A 15,027-nucleotide genomic window follows, 5' to 3' on the forward strand; every position below is an offset into this window, starting at 1 on the left:
GATGATCATTTTCGTCCTGCGTAGAGCGGGCGCGACGCTGCTGTTGCTGCTCGCCCTCTCGCTGCTGGTGTTCGCGATGCTGTACCTCGCGCCGGGGGACATCGCCCGCAACCTGCTGGGCACCCGCAACGTCACGCCCGAGGCGCTGGCCCAGATCCGCGCCCGGTACCACCTGGACGACCCGTTCCTGCAGCAGTACTGGCGGTGGCTGACGCACGCGGTCACCGGTGACTTCGGCACCTCCATCCGCACCGGACGCCCGATCGGGCCGCTGATGCTGGAGAAGACGGGGATCACCGCGGCCACCGCCGGGCTGGCGTTCCTGCTCTCGGTCCTCGTCGGGATCCCCACGGGCATCGTGACGGCGGTCCGGCGCGGCCGCTGGCTCGACCGGGTGCTCGTCACCGTCTCCGTCATCGGGGTCAGCGCGCCCGGCTTCGCGGTCGGCCTCCTGCTGCTGTACGTCTTCGCGCTCGGCCTGGGCTGGTTCCCGATCTACGGCACCGGCGAGGGGTTCTTCGACTCCCTTTGGCATCTCGCGCTGCCCGCGGTCGCGCTGGCGCTCGGGCTCGGCGCGTTCGTCGTCAAACTGACCAGGGCCGCGGTGATCCGCGAACTCGACCAGGATTACGTGACCTTCGCCCGCGGGCGCGGACTCTCGGAGAGCGCGACGCTGCGCATCGTGCTGCGCAACGCCGCCATCCCGATTGTCACGAGCCTGGGCCTGATGGTCGCCTACCTGTTCGGCGGAACCGTGCTCATCGAGGTCACCTTCGCCCTGCCCGGCCTCGGGTCGCTGATGGAGGAGTCCGTGCTGTTCAAGGACATCCCGGTAGTGCAGGCACTGACGCTGGCCGTCGCCTTCGTGGTCTCCGTGACCGCGTTCCTCGTCGACCTGTCGTACCTGCTGATCGATCCACGCGTACGAGCCAGGACGGTGCGGTGATGAGCGGGCCGTCGAACCAGCGCATGAGCGGGTCGGACCGTCGCGTGAGCGGGCCGTCGAACCGGCGCCGGAGGCGGATCCCGGTCGTCGCGATCCTGTCGGCCGTGCTGCTGGCCTTCGTCGCGATCTGCGCCCTGGCGCAGGAGCTCATCGCCCCGAAGGCGCTGGAACAGGACATCTATCTCGGAGTGGTCGGCGGCGGCGTCGAGGGCCACCTGTTCGGTACCGACCAGCTCGGCCGGGACATCCTCCAGCTCTCGCTCGCGGGCGCTCGCTCCGCGCTGGCCGGCCCGCTGGTGGTCGCGGTCGGATCGATGCTGATCGGGTTCTTCCTCGGCACGTTCGCCGGCTACCGGGGCGGGATCGTCGACATGCTGGCCGGCCGCTACGCCGACCTGCTGCTCGCGCTTCCCGCGGTGCTGCTGGCCATCGTCGTCGCGGGGCTCGTCGGACGGGGCTACTGGGTCACCGTCGTCGTGTTGATCGTGCTGTTCTCGCCGTCGGACGTGCGGCTGGTGCGCAGCGCGGTCATCGAGCAGGCGCCCCGGCCGTACATCGAGTCGGCACGGGTGCTCGGCATCCGGCCGTCCAGGATCATGTTCCGGCACATCGCGCCGAACATCGTCCCGATCGTGGTGGCGAACCTGCTGCTGAACGTCGCCTTCGCGCTGGTCGCGCTCTCCTCGCTGTCGTACCTCGGCCTCGGCGTCCCGCCGGGCGCCCCCGACTGGGGACGCCAGCTCGCGGACGGCCGGCAGCTGCTCGGCGACAACCCGCTCGCCGCGGTCGTGCCCGGGGTGCTGATCATCCTGACCGCCACGGCGGTGAACCTGCTCGGTGACTGGCTCTCCGACCTGCTCGACCGACGGATGGTGGCCCGATGACGACACCGATGACGGCTCCGGAGCAGGCGCCGACGCCGACTCCGCTCCTGGCCGTACGCGATCTTCGGGTGGCCTCGGCCTCCGGCATCATCGTCGCCGGGCTCGATCTCACCGTGGCTCCCGGCGAGACGGTCGCCATCGTGGGGGAGTCCGGATCCGGCAAGTCGATGACCGTCAAGGCGCTGACCGGGCTGCTGCCCGAGGGAGTGCACGCGGGCGGCCGGATGGAGCTTCCCACCCGTACGGACGCGAGCGACGGGCGGAAGGGGCGTCCCGGCCGGGAGATCGACCTGGCCGCACCCGGGGCGGTGTGGCGCGACGTGCGGGGGTCACGGATCGCGCTGCTGCTCCAGGACCCGTTCACCTCGCTGTCCCCGGTGCATCGCTGCGGAGATCAGATCGGCTGGGCCATCTCGGAAGGGCGGGCCGAGCGTGTGGCCCGGCTGCTGGCCGAGGTCGGGCTGCCCGCCGAGGTCGCGGACAAGTACCCGTTCCAGCTCTCCGGAGGGATGCGCCAGCGGGTGGCAATCGCCGCCGGGCTGGCCGCCGACCCTGATCTGCTGATCGCCGACGAGCCGACCACGGCGCTCGACGTCACCACGCAGCACGAGGTCCTGGAACTGATCGCACGTCTCCAGCGCGAACGCGACATGGGGCTGATCCTGATCACCCACGACCTGCGCCTCGCCCGCAGCCGGGCCGACCGGATCATGGTGATGTACGCGGGCCGGCTGGTCGAGGAGGGGCCGACCGCCCGGGTGATGGACGCGCCCGCGCACCCGTACACCGCGCGGCTGGCTGCCTGCGATCCCCCGCTCACCCATCGGCTCGCGGTGCTGCCGACGATTCCCGGCTCCGTGCCCCGGCCGTGGTCGGTCGATGCGGAGTGCGCCTTCGCGGCGCGGTGCGCGTTCGCCGTCGACGCCTGCCGTACGGCCGAGCCTGAGCTGGCGGAGGTGGCCGAGGGGCACCGGGCGGCCTGCCTGCGTCCCGAGACGGCCGGCCTGCCGGTGGCCTCTCCAGAGGGGGCCGGTGATCTCGCGCCCGGAACGGGTTCTGTGGGCGGTGGTTCAGCCGAGGGCGGGTCTGCCGGAGGCTCGGCGTCGCCGTTGCTCACGGTGGAGGGCCAGGGAGTATCGGCGTCGCCGTTGCTCACCGCGGAGGGATTGGCCAAGCGGTTCCCCGGCTCTGCCGTACCGGCCCTGGACGGCGTCGATCTGGAGATCGCGGCAGGGGAGACGGTCGCGGTGGTCGGCGAGTCCGGCTCGGGCAAGACCACTCTCGCCCGGTGCGTCGTCGGTCTGGAGCGGCCGGACAGCGGCCGGATCGTCTTCCACGGCGCGGCCACGGGGGCCAGGCGGGTGCAGATCGTCTTCCAGGATCCGTACTCCGCGCTCAATCCCGGGCTGACCATCGGCACCTCGCTCTCCGAGGCGTTGCGGGCGGCCGGGCGGCCGAAGTCCGAGGTGGGCGAGTTGCTGGAGCTCGTGGGGCTTCCGGCGGCGTACGCACGTCGCCGACCCCGGGCGCTGTCCGGCGGCGAGCGCCAGCGCGTCGCCATCGCCCGCGCCCTCGCGCCACGTGCCGGCCTGCTGGTCTGCGACGAGTCGGTGTCCGCGCTGGACGTGTCCGTCCAGGCGCAGGTGCTGAACTTGCTCGCGGACCTACGGCGCAGGCTCGGCCTGACGCTGCTCTTCATCACCCACGATCTGGCGGTCGCCCGGCAGATCGCGGATCGTGTCTACGTCATGCACCACGGTCGCGTGGTGGAGACCGGACCCGTCGATTCCGTGCTGGGCGCTCCGGCACATGAATACACCCAACGGCTGCTGGCCTCGATTCCGGCGGCGGACTAAGAGATTGCGCGTACATGTCTGAACGTGATGTCCATGCGGTCGTCGCCGGCGCTGGTGCGACCGATGCCGGTGCGATCGATATCGACGTACTGCCGGTGATCGGGGATGTCGGCCAGGTCGCCGACGGGATCCCGGACCTGCCGGAGGAGATGCTGCGGCGCTGGCGGCGCGCCGGGGGAATCCAGGCGCGCACCCTCGTCACGGCGCGGGCCGGCGGGGAGCTGGTCGGGGCCGCGTTCGAGGTGCACCGGCCGCTGACCGCGTACCGGAAGATCGTCGACGTCTGGGCGCCGGACGAGCGGGTGGCCGACCTCCTGGTGGACACCATCGAGGAGCGGGCCTGGAGGGAAGGCGCGGTCGCGGTCAAGCGCTTCTTCGCCACCAAGGACCCGGCGAACGGCGAAGCCACCGGCTCCGGTGGTGGTGAAGCCGGCACCGTGCGGGACACCGGATCGGCGGAAGCGGGTGGGACGACCGCCTGGCGGCGTTCGCTGGAACGTGGCTATCAGGAGGCGCCGGTCCCGGTGTGGGCGGCGCCGGTCACCAGCGACCAGGCGGACACCGGTTACGGGCAGGTGCGGTGGCGGGGGGCGGCTCCCGACCGGGCTCTGCCGTACATGCGGCAGACCACGGACTTCACCTGCGGGCCGGTGGCGCTGCAGTTGGCGCTCTGCGGGCTGGGACTGCAGGAGGCGCCGGACCGGGCCGAGGAGATGCGCATGTGGCGCGAGGCCACGACCGTGGCCGGCTGCGACCCGCTCGGGCTGGCGCTCGCGGCGGCGGACCGGGGCGCGGTTCCGGAGGTGCTGCTGTCGACAGAGCGGCCGACCCTGCTGGAGCTCTGCCGTACGGACGAGGAACGGGATCTGCGGCAGTTCATCCAGTCGGGCTTCCGATCGGAACTGGCCGGTCGGGGCATCGCGGTCGAGACGACGGCGTTCGACCTGGACCAGCTGCGTGCGGCCCTGGCCGACGGCGCCATCGTGCTCGTGCTGATCGAGCAACTCGGCATGCACGCCGAGCCCTCGCCGCACTGGATCACGGTGCACAGCGTGGACGGTGACATCTTCTACGCCAACGATCCGTGGACGGACGCGGATCTGGGCGAGACCTACCTCGACGCCCTCGACCTGCCGCTGCCCGCCGCGACGCTGGACCGGCTGGCGTGGTACGGCGCGCCCAGCTACCGCAGCATGGTGGTGCTCCGGGCGGCCTGACCCACCGCACGGGCCGTCTCAGGACGGCTCACCGGGATTTTCGCGGCGATTGGCAGTAGACGAGACCCGAGGCCGTACGGGGGGAGGTTTCGAGCCCGCCGGAAAGGGAGGTCCGGAAGGTGGGCCAGGGAGTGTCCGGCTAGGTGCCTCCCTAGCCGGAGGGCATGGAGACCATGGTCAGCAGGCGGGTGGCCCGTGCGCCGGCCTGGTAGCTGTGCTCGGCCTCGGACGAGAACCGGACCGCGTCCCCGGCGCGCAGCCGAACCGTCCAGGTCGCGATCTCCAGGGTCACCGCGCCGGAGACGACGTAGGCGAACTCCTCCGACCCCCGGCCGTGCGGCGCGCTCTCGTGGCTGTGCTCCGGCGGCAGCAGGGACTCGTAGATCTCGAAGCGGCGGGGGTCCACCGAGCTGAGCAGCGTGCGCGCCGCCGCGTCGGCCGCCGTGCGCCGCATCACCTGAGGCTCGTACAACGGGGTTCTGGTGATGTCGGCGAACGAGAGCTCCAGGGCCTCGGCGATGCCCGAGAGGACCTCCAGCGTGGGATTGGCCAGGCCGCGCTCGATCTGCGACAGCAGGGCCTTGCTGAACCCGCAACGGTCGGCGAGGTCGCGGATGCTGAGCCCTCGCGTACGGCGGGCGTGCCGGACGTTGTCGGCGATCGCGGCCCGCACCTGCTCGGAGAGCGCGGTCACTCGGACACCACCGGCTTTCGTACGGCTCTCGCCGCTCTCGCGCGGGGACGGGCCGCGGCGGACAGCCGTCTCGCCCGGCGAGCCATGAACGCGGCCGCCGGAGGCCGTGGCTGTCGGTGTTCTCGTGGTCTCACGTGCCCTCGATGTGCCCTGCGGTGAGTTCTCCAGCGAGATTATGCCAATCTTGGCGATTTAGCGGGACAAAGCGGGGGCCGGGGTGTATTCCACTCTCACAATCCCCGTCCAGAAAGATTGCGCATGCGAATCCCCGCCGCTTCGGCGTCTCCCACCCGCTTGGCTTCTGGAGCGTCCAGAGGCTCTCTTCTCTCCAGGGCCTCGCTGGCCGCCGTCGCCGTCTTCGGCCTCGGCCTGCTCGCCCCTCCCGCTCCCGCTTCCGCATCTGTGTCGGCTTCGGCGTCCGTGTCCGCGCTGTCCGCCGCGTGCAGCGTGCAGCGGGTCGGCGACTCGTGGAATTGCGTGACCCCCGGGGCGTTCTGCCCGGCCGCCGCGCGCGGAAAGTACGGCTACGACAAATACAGCGGCCGCAAGTACAAGTGCGTGCAGTACAGCAACGGCAGATGGCGGTGGAAGCGCGCCTGAGCCCGGCATAGATCCGCCCCGAGCGGAGCGACCTGCTCGGGGCGGATCTGGTACAGGGGTGCCGATGGGGGACCGAGGGGCCGGTGTGCACGGCACGCGTGACCCATCAGGATCACCGTGAAACGGAGAGCGGTGACCCATCAGGATCACCGTGAAACGGAGAGCGGTGACCCGTTCAGATCACCGCTCGGTCACCGGTAGTTGGTGAACTGCAGGGCGATGTCGAGGTCCTTGCCCTTGAGGAGGGAGATGACCTCCTGGAGGTCGTCCTTCTTCTTGGAGCTGACCCGGAGCTCCTCACCCTGGATCTGCGCCTTGATGCCCTTCGGACCCTCGTCCCGGATGATCTTGGAGATCTTCTTGGCGTTCTCCTGGTCGATGCCCTCCTTGAGGGCGACCATCAGGCGGTACTCCTTGCCGGACAGCTTCGGCTCACCCGCGTCGAGGACCTTGAGCGAAAGGCCCCGCTTGATGATCTTCTCCTGGAACACGTCAAGAACGGCGTTCGCGCGCTCCTCGCTGTTCGCCTTGATCTCGACGTCGTTCTGACCGGACCAGGAGATGCTCGCTCCGGTGCCCTTGAAGTCGAACCGGTGCCCGACCTCCTTGACCGTCTGGTTCAGCGCGTTGTCCACCTCCTGGCGGTCGATCTTGCTGACGACGTCGAATGACGAATCTGCCAAAGCACTGACCTTTCTCAGCTTGCCGGTTCGTCGTTCGCCCAGAGTGGCGTCACCACGATGCGCGCTGGCTTACGCGCCCCGACCCGGTACACCTTCACGTATCAGATCAGCCTAGCGAGCATCGCCCGGTGCTGGGATGCAGGCGGTGTGAGCCACTGCGCCGGCGGCCCCGCAACGGTTGAGTCGGAGCCGACGCCTCGCGCCCGGCCGAACCCGGTCGCGTACCGCTCGATGCCGGTGACGACCGTAGAGCGACAAGCCGCAGGAGGAGGGTCAATAGCGCTTGGCCGGCAGAGATGGCTTGTCGTCGGTCCAGCCCATTTGCCGGTAGGCCGTGAAGCTGGTGACTTCTGTCGTACGCCCGTCGGCGAGTTCGACCGTGGTCGTCGACGACTGCGAGAGCGGCATACCCGTCTCGGGATCGATCACCATCACGATCTGGTTGGTGCCCCCCCGGATGCTGTCGCGCGTCTGATACCCGAGTGCCTCGCCCATACGACCGAGCGGATCCTTCACCTTGCCAAGAGACGTCATCTTGGGAATGGTGGCCAGGATGCGGTAGGCGGAGGCACGGACGGCGGGAGAGACCGGCAGGAAGAAGACGATGTCCATGCAGCTCCCCTGCAGGGCCGACTCCCGCCATTCCGGGTCGTTCCCGTAGTCGCCCTTGGCCAGGGCGGTGATGCGCCGTTCGAGGTAGGCGCGCAGCTCTCGCTCGCCGCTCGGTATGCGGCGGATCTCGTCCCAGGTCATGGACTCTTTCGTCAAAGACCCGCCTACGCCCTTCCACTTGCCGCGCAACCGCGTGGCCGTCTTCTCCTCCGCGGCGGCTCGTACTACTTCCGAGGAGTTGGCCCCGACAAGCCCGGTCATGTCGAGCGGATACCTCCACTCGGTGGGCGAGCCGGCCCTACGCCAGGCGGCCTCGTCCTCGTCGGTGAGCGGTTTCGCGCCGAGGTACTGCGAGATCCACCAGCTCTGCGCTCCCGGCCGGCGGGCCAGCCACTCCTCCTTCGAGGAGCGCCGTCTGACGATGTAGCCGCGATCAGGCGAGATCGCGTCCATGGAGGAGACCGTGGTGGTACGCCAGTAGGCGCCCGACGTCGGCGCGGTTGGCGCCTTCATGACGGCGGACGCGGCGGCGAGCAGGACCTGGCTCGCCGACGGCTGGCTTCCGGGTGAGGCCGTGGTGGGAGACGGGCGCGGGATCTGCCCGTCCGGCGCCGCCACCAAGGTGACCACCAGGGCCGCGGCGGCGGCCAATCCCACAGCGGAGGCCAGCCACGGCGTGGGCCCACGCAGTCGCTTCGCGCGTGGCCTGCCGCCCTGCCCCGGCGGCTCGGACATGATCGAGGCCAGCAGCGCCTGGGCCCCCGCTCCGGACGCCTGCCCGGCCGGGTCGTCGTCCAGGTCGTCGTCATGCACTCTGGCGAGGTCGGTCAGGTTCACAGTGCGGTCCTCTCCAGGAGCGGAAGGTCGATTCCGGCGTTGGCCAGAGCGCGGGCGAACCGCTTGCGCGCGCGGTGCAGGCGGACGCGTACGGCGTTGCGCGTGATCCCGAGCGTTCGCGCCACCTGCTTGGTGTCGAGCTTCTCCCAGGCGACCAGCGACAGCAGCTCCCTGTCGTCGTCACTGAGGCCGGCGAAGGCCCGGCCGAGCTGTGTGTACTCGCCCGGTGGCGGGTCGGCCAGCGCCGGGGAGACGGCGAGCTGCTCGCGCAGTGCGGCGGTGCGCCGTTCGTGCCGCCGCTCGCCCCGCCGGTGGTTGGCGAGGGTCCTGCGGGCCACGCCGTACAGCCAGAGCCGTGCCTCGTCCCCCGAAGGGATCTCGTCGATACGCCGCCACGCGGTGACGAAGGTCTCGGCCACCACGTCGGCCGCGTCGTCGGGGTCCTCACAGCGGCGCAGGACGTACCCGAGTATGGGGCGGTAGGCGTGTTCGTATATCTGCACGAACCGGCCGTGGGAATCCGATCCCATCCGGCCTCCTCACTTGGATCATCGGTCACCCGATTCCATGTCCGGAATATCGGAAGCATTACCGGCCCTGATCGGTTCCCCGGTGATCTCGTGAGGAGACAGGTGGACGCTGTCGTGGAGATGATCCGGAACACCCTGGACGCCGAAGCGTGGTCGAGAAGGCCGTGGAGAGCTTTCGGCCTGCCCCGCCGCAGAGGCCCGCATCCCGGAACGACGCAGCGCTCCCAAGCTCCGGGAGCTTGGGAGCGCTGAGAGTCGGACGCGCAAGATTATGGGCTGTGTCTTTGAGGCCGAGCCGCGAAATCGTCGTCGGCTGTCGGATTCCTCTCCTCGTTCCTGACGGACGTCAGCGGTCCACAGGCTCAGACGTCCTTGCGCATGACCACGCGGGGTGCCAGTTCGAGGCCCAGTGCACGCTCATGCTCGACCAAGGCCCGCAGCTCCGGTCCCCACTTCTCCGGTGGCAATACGGCGAAGCCGCGGCGGGCGTACCAAGGCGCGTTCCAAGGGACGTCACGAAATGTCGTGAGAGTTACGGCGCTGGCGCGGGCCGCGGCCTCATCACAGACGGCGTTGAGCAGCCGCGTGCCGATGCCCTCACTCTGATGGTCGGGATGCACGGCGAGCTGATCGAGATGCACCAGGCCGTCGACCTGCCCGAGGAGGGCGAATCCCACCGCGGGCCGACCGGCGACGATCACACGTCCGGGGTCGTCGCAATCCTCGATCATCGTGGTGCCGGACGGGAAGACGATGCCCAGAGGGGCGAAGGTGCGGTCAGCCGCGAGTTCGACCTCGACCAGTCCTGCAAGATCCTCGTTGTCAGCCCATCTGATCATGGAGCAATCATCTCGCGTACACGGTGGGGTCCTCGTAGCCGTACGGCCCTACGGTTCGCGGCGGGACAAACCGGTGTCACGCTCACGCCCGAAGTCCGCTATTCTTCTACCTGTCGCCGCGACAAGCGGAAGACACGGCAGGTTGCCCGAGCGGCCAAAGGGAGCGGTCTGTAAAACCGTCGGCTCAGCCTACGCAAGTTCGAACCTTGCACCTGCCACCCGGGATTTTCCCAGCTCAGAGCCCCTTCGGGGGCTCTTTTGCTTTCCCAAGACATGCAGCTATGTGCCGCCCTGAGCGATCGTTTGTCACAGGTCCACCAATATGCGTGCAATGATCTTGGGGCTGTTTTCCCAGGTCAAGATGGCTTACGGAGAGGACTTCTGGCCCACAGACTGCTTGACGGCCTCCTGCTGGAAGGCTGAGCAACGGCGATGGCCACGAGGTCTACTTGACCAGCCGGAAGTCGGGGTGAGTCACCCACGCCCGCAGCAGCTCGCTGGTCCCGTACACAGTGGGCGCGGGTCCGGGCGTGATCGCAATCAGGCCAGGCAGACCTCGGACAGTGGGCAATTGCCAGTCATGGACCTCAAACGAGACGACACCGCCCACGATGGCCATCACCGCGGCGGTGAGCAGGGCGGTGACTGCGTGGTCCACGCGGTGATTGCACATCGCGATGATGCTGACGTCGTGGGTCGGGGCGAACCCGATCAGCGGTTCGAGATCCGGTAGGTCGGCATGCTCGGCCTCGAATATCTCCTTGTCACCAACCTCCGGTCCGGCGACGACAACCAGGCAAGGCCGAGAACGTTCCTGATCAATATCAACGACATCCAGACGCTCCGCGACCACGCTGAGATCAAAGTGTCCGGGACGCTCCTCTACGAACCGCTCTGACAGGCCGGACAGCATCCGACGCAACCGGTCCAATACCTCATTGGAGACCGGCCCCGCCAGCTCGACTCCCAGTGCAGGCCCTGCCACAAATGGAGCGTAATGGCTTATGCGCGCACCATGATCCTGGACATCGCAAGTGCCGTCGTTCCACAGCATCCGAACGCGTAGTCGTGGACCCGCGGACCTGAGCCAGAAACGCAGAAGGGTCCCGGGTGGCTTCCAGGACCCCGTCTGTACGGCTTGCACGTCACGCCACCAGGGCGTCATCAATCCTCCGGTTGGCGATCTCTTGTTGGCCGTCGAGGCACTTGGCGTATACGCGGAGGAGGACATCCACGCTATGCCCGGCCCGTTCGGCGACATCGGGGGCCGAGATGCCGGCATTGAGCCACAGGGAGACCGCCGCGTGCCGGAGGTCGTACGGCCGTCGGGCGAGGGGAGAGGCGACCTGGGCCAGTGTAAAGGCGAGGAGCCCGGCGGCCTGCCAGACCTCGGTATAGGCCGTCGAGGCGACCACTCCGCCGCGCTCGCTGCGGAAGATCCGGCCGTCCGGGCCGACGCCGAACTCTGCGATGTGTTGCCGAAGAATCTTGACCAGCACCGGGGGAATCGGCACGGGTCGAACGTCGTCACGGCCACGGTGCCTGAGGCCGCGTTCCTCGTGGGTATCGCCCGTATCCGTCCACTGGGTGTTGACCTCTGGGCGAGAGACATCGACGAGCAGCCGGCCCCAGCCAGTTGCCGGAAGATAGCAATCCTGCTGACGAAGGGCGACGGCCTCACCAGGACGGAGAGCCGCGTAGTACATGCAGGCGAACAGGGCCATCAACCGCCGCCCCCGGCCCCGCTTGCCCACGTAGGTCACCGCGGTCAGCAGCTCCTCGGCCTGCCGAGGGTTGACGACCACACGCGGGTCTACGGTCTCCGTAGTCTTGGGAGGCTTCCACTTGACCCTGTGTAGTGGGTTGGACGGCAGCTCTTCCAGCTCTACGGCGTACTCCAGGACCGCATGCAGGACGGCCCGCTTGCGCCTGACCGTGTTCGCGCTGGCCGCCTTGCCGTCGAGGCGGAGCGCGAGCGCATCAAGCGCCAGCCGTACGGTCTTGGTCTCGTTGAGTTCGGCCAGGTCGAGGGAGGCCGACTCAAGCCAGCGGACGGCCTTGGCGATCTCCGGAGGTGCGTCTGGCCGCTTGTCCTCGGGGATGAGAGCGCACTTGCGCAGGGCCGTTCGCAGCGTGTCCGGATCGGGACGGCAGGGACGATCCTTCGTGAGCGCGGGCAGCACCGTGGAAAGCGCATCAGACATGCTGTCCCTGGTCTTCGCCGCTGCGTGAGGCCACTTCATTTCGATGTACGCCCGGACGAAGTCGAAGACGGAACGGGCGCTCTTCGCCTTGATCATCGAGGCTGGTAGCCCGCTCTCGACCTCGAACAGTTCACCCCGCTTGGCGGCCTGCCGCAGATCCGAGAGGAAGCTCTCGGCGAGAGCCTTGGTCCGGAAGGTCTTCGAAGACCGCTTTCTAGCCACCTGCCACCGGACGACGTATGACGGCGTCTTGCTGGACTTGTTTCTGTAGGTCTCGAAGAACTTCACGTCATAGGAGGTGCTCACGCAGCCTCCCGCAGGGTTTCAAGCCACGCCATGAGCTCGCTACGCCAGACGCGGAGTTCTCCGTTCGGGAGCTTGATGCATTTGGGCGCGTGGCCGAGTTCGCGCCAGCGGTAGAAGGTCCGGCGGGAGACGCCGCCGAGTTCGTCGAGCACCTCGGGCAGGGTGAGGAGCCGGTCATTGCGCGTCATCAGGCGTCACCTCCCCGGGCAGCCGAGGGCGACGGTAAGGCCGTGCCTGTCAACGAGGCGGCGAGGAGGGCGTCACCGGGGGTGAAACCGCGCCCGACGTAGTGCCACTCGGAGATGACGAGAACGGTGTCCTCGTCGAACAGAGGTAGGCGGCCGGTGGTGACGTCGTCGGTGATGGCATGTTCGGCGCGGTCGGCTCGAATGTCGCCGAGGGTGGTGGAGTAGTGGCGCGATCGAGTGGAGAAGTGGCCGGGCTGATCCCGTGGTGGCTGACCGGATGGCACGCTGGGCAGTGGTGGCTTCCGGTTCGAGTGCTGGGGGTGTTCTGGTCGCGTCGGGTGGGGCGGTCCTGGTGCATGCCTTCGCCCGTTTCGTGGTCGAGGGGTTGGGAACCCGGCACCGGTCGCGCCGACCGAGCATCTGGTGGTCGGTGGGCTGTATCGACATGTCCGCAACCCGATGTACCTCGCGGTGGTGACGGCGATCATCGGGCAGGCGCTGCTGCTGGGCCGCCCAGAGCTCCTGGAGTACGGGATCATCGCTGGCGTGGTGATTTGGGCCTTTGCGACCTACTACGAGGAGCCGACGCTGGTCCGCAGCTTCGGCACTGACTACGAGCGATATCGAGCCGCTGCCCCAGGATGGTGGCCGCGGTTGCGCCCCTGGCCTGGCTGACCGGGGCGGCTGCACAGCCCCGTCAGGATGAGCATGACGGCGACAGCAGGAGCCTGGCCGAGGGGTTTCGGCCGGTGCGGCAACACGGCATCGGCCGGATACACGGTGGCCGCGCCGGAGGCGCGCCAGGCGCACCGTCACCGTCCCGAAGATCGTGGCCAGCAGCCGGTGATGACCTGCTTCCACGCGGCGCCGTACCGCCTGATCGGTGCCGGTCACCCCGGTGCGCTCGCCTGCCTCGCGCGCTTTCATCGCCGCGTGCTGCTCGCGGGCGGCCCGCAGGTCCAGATGATCACAACCAGCCCCGCTCCACCAGCCGCTTCAACTTCGACCGCAGCCCCTCCACCTTGGCCGCCCCCGCCGGCGCGCCCACCGCCGCCAGGATCTGCCCGGCCCGCATCGCCCGCCCGGCATCGGCCAACACCTCCAGCACGTCCTGGTAAGCCTGCGGCAACACCGACGCGTCCATGCCCGGCCGCTACCGCGGCACCGTGATCACCCCGATCGGCGAGGCAGACGAGGCATCCGCACCCGAGGCCAACGCTTCCGGCCCGCGGGACAACGCCTCTTCCTCAGCCCTCAGCCGCTCGCGTAACCGCTCGATCTGTGCCCGGGTCGCCTCGACCCGATCTCGGGCCGCCGCCTCCCGCCGGGCCAACTCCTCCAGCAACGAGCCCATCGCGATCGCCTCCTCACCGCACGGTAAAGGACGATCACGACTGCAGCCAGACCTCAACGCTCCAGGTCAACCAGTCCCCGAGAAAGAGCTACACCCATCCTCGATGGCTGCCCGGCGCGTGGCAGGTCGTGATACCCGGCCTTCCCATCCCTGACATTCCGCTGGCGCTCCTGACCGTCGCTCCGGTAGTCGCGCACCTTAGAGGGTTACCTCTTTGGTGAGGCAGGCGGTTCCGTCGACGTCGGCGAGTGGCGCCAGTTGGTAGCCCTCGCTCTGGTAGAGCTTGATGTTCTGCCGACTGTTGGCGCCGGTGAACAACACGATGCGGCGGCATTCCGGATCGACGGCGGCTTCGGCGGTGCGCAGCAGCCAGCGACCCACGCCGTGACCGCGCAGGTCGGGCACGACGCCGAGTCGGCCCACGTGCCAGTCGGTGTCCACGCGGCGAGCCCTTACCATGCCCAAGAGCCGGCCGTCCCGCCACAGACCCAAGGTGTGCCAGGTGGCCAGCCATTCGTGCACCTGTTCCGATGACTCATGCAGGGCTGGGACGGCCAGGGTGTCGTTGGCCATGGCCTCGTCCACCCAGCAGCACCGCTGCAGCACGGTGACCTCGGGGGCATCGTCAGGGGTCAATGGTCTCAGGTAGGACCCCGGGAGCGGGCCGGACAGCGCCCCGCCCCGGGTCGGTTCGCGCATCGGCCGGAGCGCGTGGGCAGCCCGGACCAGTTCGTCCAGGACACCGACGGCCGCCCCATCAAGAGCGGCATTCGGGCGGACTCGGCCGTTCTCCGTCGCGTCAGCGATGCGCATCGCTACCGTGGAACCCAACGGCACCAGCCGCAGCGTGGTCACCACCTGCTTGGCGTGCTGGACCGACCGCGTGCCCGCCGAGGTGTTGCCGTAGCTGACGAAGCCGATCGGCTTCCACGCCCACTCACGGCAGAGGTAGTCCAAGGCGTTTTTCAGGGTTGCCGGCATCCCGTAGTTGTACTCCGGGGTCACGACGAGGAAGCCGTCCGCCGAGTCGACGAGCGCGCTCCACCGTCGGGTGTGTTCGTGCTGGTAGATACCGGAGGACGGCTGCTCCTCCTCATCAAGGAACGGCAGGTCGAGGTCGCGGAGAGCTACCGGCAGGAGTTCGGCGCCGAGTTCCGCGGCACGGGGCGTAATCGTCTTCATCAGCCAGTCCCCCACCGCTGGGCCGAGGGCGCCGGGGCGGGTGCTGCACACCAGGACAAGGACACTCACAGATTTAGTTTCCATGGAAACGAAAA

Annotated in this window: 18 protein-coding genes and 1 tRNA gene; 7 read left to right on the forward strand and 12 right to left on the reverse strand. The window is 68.7% G+C overall.

Going from position 1 to position 15,027, the window contains the following annotated elements; translation table 11 throughout:
• Nucleotide 1: 1 nt before the first annotated feature.
• From QSK17_RS18140 to QSK17_RS18155, 4 genes are read left to right on the forward strand one after another with little or no spacing between them, the layout of a single operon-like run.
• Nucleotides 2-946, forward strand: coding sequence for an ABC transporter permease (locus tag QSK17_RS18140; RefSeq protein ID WP_285706022.1), 945 nt, complete (start codon nt 2-4; stop codon nt 944-946).
• A complete protein-coding gene (locus QSK17_RS18145; RefSeq protein WP_285706024.1) occupies nt 946-1,830 on the forward strand; it encodes an ABC transporter permease in 885 nt (294 codons plus the stop codon). The genes QSK17_RS18140 and QSK17_RS18145 overlap by 1 nt, the downstream gene beginning before the upstream one ends.
• Nucleotides 1,827-3,686 (forward strand): dipeptide ABC transporter ATP-binding protein, encoded by a 1,860-nt coding sequence (locus QSK17_RS18150; protein ID WP_285706025.1) that lies wholly within the window; start codon nt 1,827-1,829, stop codon nt 3,684-3,686. The genes QSK17_RS18145 and QSK17_RS18150 overlap by 4 nt, the downstream gene beginning before the upstream one ends.
• A 14-nt stretch (nt 3,687-3,700) precedes the next feature.
• Nucleotides 3,701-4,903: a peptidase C39 family protein gene (locus QSK17_RS18155; RefSeq protein ID WP_285706026.1), complete on the forward strand. Its 1,203-nt coding sequence runs from the start codon at nt 3,701-3,703 to the stop codon at nt 4,901-4,903.
• 151 nt (nt 4,904-5,054) lie between these two features.
• Here the strand turns inward: QSK17_RS18155 and QSK17_RS18160 are convergent, their stop codons facing one another.
• On the reverse strand, nt 5,055-5,597 hold the full coding sequence (locus tag QSK17_RS18160; protein WP_285706028.1) for a helix-turn-helix domain-containing protein: 543 nt from the start codon (nt 5,595-5,597) through the stop codon (nt 5,055-5,057).
• Between the two features lie 258 nt (nt 5,598-5,855).
• On the opposite strand from QSK17_RS18160, the gene QSK17_RS18165 reads away from it, so the two are divergent.
• Nucleotides 5,856-6,197, forward strand: a complete 342-nt coding sequence (locus QSK17_RS18165; RefSeq protein ID WP_285706029.1) for a hypothetical protein — start codon at nt 5,856-5,858, stop codon at nt 6,195-6,197.
• A gap of 191 nt (nt 6,198-6,388) precedes the next feature.
• Here the strand turns inward: QSK17_RS18165 and QSK17_RS18170 are convergent, their stop codons facing one another.
• The 4 genes from QSK17_RS18170 to QSK17_RS18185 form a co-directional block, all read right to left on the reverse strand.
• On the reverse strand, nt 6,389-6,880 hold the full coding sequence (locus QSK17_RS18170) for a YajQ family cyclic di-GMP-binding protein (RefSeq protein ID WP_285706031.1): 492 nt from the start codon (nt 6,878-6,880) through the stop codon (nt 6,389-6,391).
• A gap of 273 nt (nt 6,881-7,153) precedes the next feature.
• Entirely contained in the window at nt 7,154-8,329 is a 1,176-nt protein-coding gene (locus QSK17_RS18175) for a CU044_5270 family protein (protein ID WP_285706032.1), read from the reverse strand.
• Entirely contained in the window at nt 8,326-8,859 is a 534-nt protein-coding gene (locus tag QSK17_RS18180; protein ID WP_285706033.1) for an RNA polymerase sigma factor, read from the reverse strand. The genes QSK17_RS18175 and QSK17_RS18180 overlap by 4 nt, the downstream gene beginning before the upstream one ends.
• A 362-nt stretch (nt 8,860-9,221) precedes the next feature.
• Entirely contained in the window at nt 9,222-9,698 is a 477-nt protein-coding gene (locus QSK17_RS18185) for a GNAT family N-acetyltransferase (RefSeq protein ID WP_285706034.1), read from the reverse strand.
• A 136-nt stretch (nt 9,699-9,834) separates the two neighbouring features.
• Between QSK17_RS18185 and QSK17_RS18190 the strand changes: the two genes are divergently transcribed.
• Nucleotides 9,835-9,916: transfer RNA gene (locus QSK17_RS18190), tRNA-Tyr, on the forward strand.
• 227 nt (nt 9,917-10,143) lie between these two features.
• On the opposite strand, the gene QSK17_RS18195 is transcribed toward QSK17_RS18190, so the two are convergent.
• The 4 genes from QSK17_RS18195 to QSK17_RS18210 form a co-directional block, all read right to left on the reverse strand.
• Nucleotides 10,144-10,683, reverse strand: a complete 540-nt coding sequence (locus QSK17_RS18195; RefSeq protein ID WP_285706035.1) for a DUF6368 family protein — start codon at nt 10,681-10,683, stop codon at nt 10,144-10,146.
• Between the two features lie 160 nt (nt 10,684-10,843).
• Nucleotides 10,844-12,208, reverse strand: coding sequence for a tyrosine-type recombinase/integrase (locus QSK17_RS18200; RefSeq protein ID WP_285706036.1), 1,365 nt, complete (start codon nt 12,206-12,208; stop codon nt 10,844-10,846).
• The gene (locus QSK17_RS18205) at nt 12,205-12,396 is read right to left on the reverse strand and encodes a helix-turn-helix transcriptional regulator (RefSeq protein WP_285706038.1); all 192 of its coding nucleotides are present in this window, start codon (nt 12,394-12,396) and stop codon (nt 12,205-12,207) included. Before QSK17_RS18205 ends, QSK17_RS18200 begins: the two co-directional genes overlap by 4 nt.
• A complete protein-coding gene (locus QSK17_RS18210) occupies nt 12,396-12,680 on the reverse strand; it encodes a replication initiator (protein ID WP_285706039.1) in 285 nt (94 codons plus the stop codon). The genes QSK17_RS18205 and QSK17_RS18210 overlap by 1 nt, the downstream gene beginning before the upstream one ends.
• Nucleotides 12,681-12,819: 139 nt before the next feature.
• Here QSK17_RS18210 and QSK17_RS36195 point away from each other — a divergent pair, with 139 nt between their 5' ends.
• Complete coding sequence (locus tag QSK17_RS36195) at nt 12,820-13,071, forward strand: methyltransferase family protein (RefSeq protein WP_352231813.1); 252 nt, start codon at nt 12,820-12,822, stop codon at nt 13,069-13,071.
• 292 nt (nt 13,072-13,363) lie between these two features.
• On the opposite strand, the gene QSK17_RS18220 is transcribed toward QSK17_RS36195, so the two are convergent.
• From QSK17_RS18220 to QSK17_RS18230, 3 genes are all read right to left on the reverse strand, one after another.
• The gene (locus QSK17_RS18220; protein ID WP_285706040.1) at nt 13,364-13,528 is read right to left on the reverse strand and encodes a hypothetical protein; all 165 of its coding nucleotides are present in this window, start codon (nt 13,526-13,528) and stop codon (nt 13,364-13,366) included.
• A gap of 21 nt (nt 13,529-13,549) precedes the next feature.
• Nucleotides 13,550-13,750, reverse strand: coding sequence for a hypothetical protein (locus QSK17_RS18225; protein ID WP_285706041.1), 201 nt, complete (start codon nt 13,748-13,750; stop codon nt 13,550-13,552).
• A gap of 198 nt (nt 13,751-13,948) precedes the next feature.
• Complete coding sequence (locus tag QSK17_RS18230) at nt 13,949-15,001, reverse strand: bifunctional NAD(P)H-dependent oxidoreductase/GNAT family N-acetyltransferase (protein ID WP_285706042.1); 1,053 nt, start codon at nt 14,999-15,001, stop codon at nt 13,949-13,951.
• Between the last annotated feature and the right edge of the window lie 26 nt (nt 15,002-15,027).

Source organism: Microtetraspora sp. NBRC 16547 (assembly GCF_030268965.1).
GTDB lineage: Bacteria > Actinomycetota > Actinomycetes > Streptosporangiales > Streptosporangiaceae > Microtetraspora.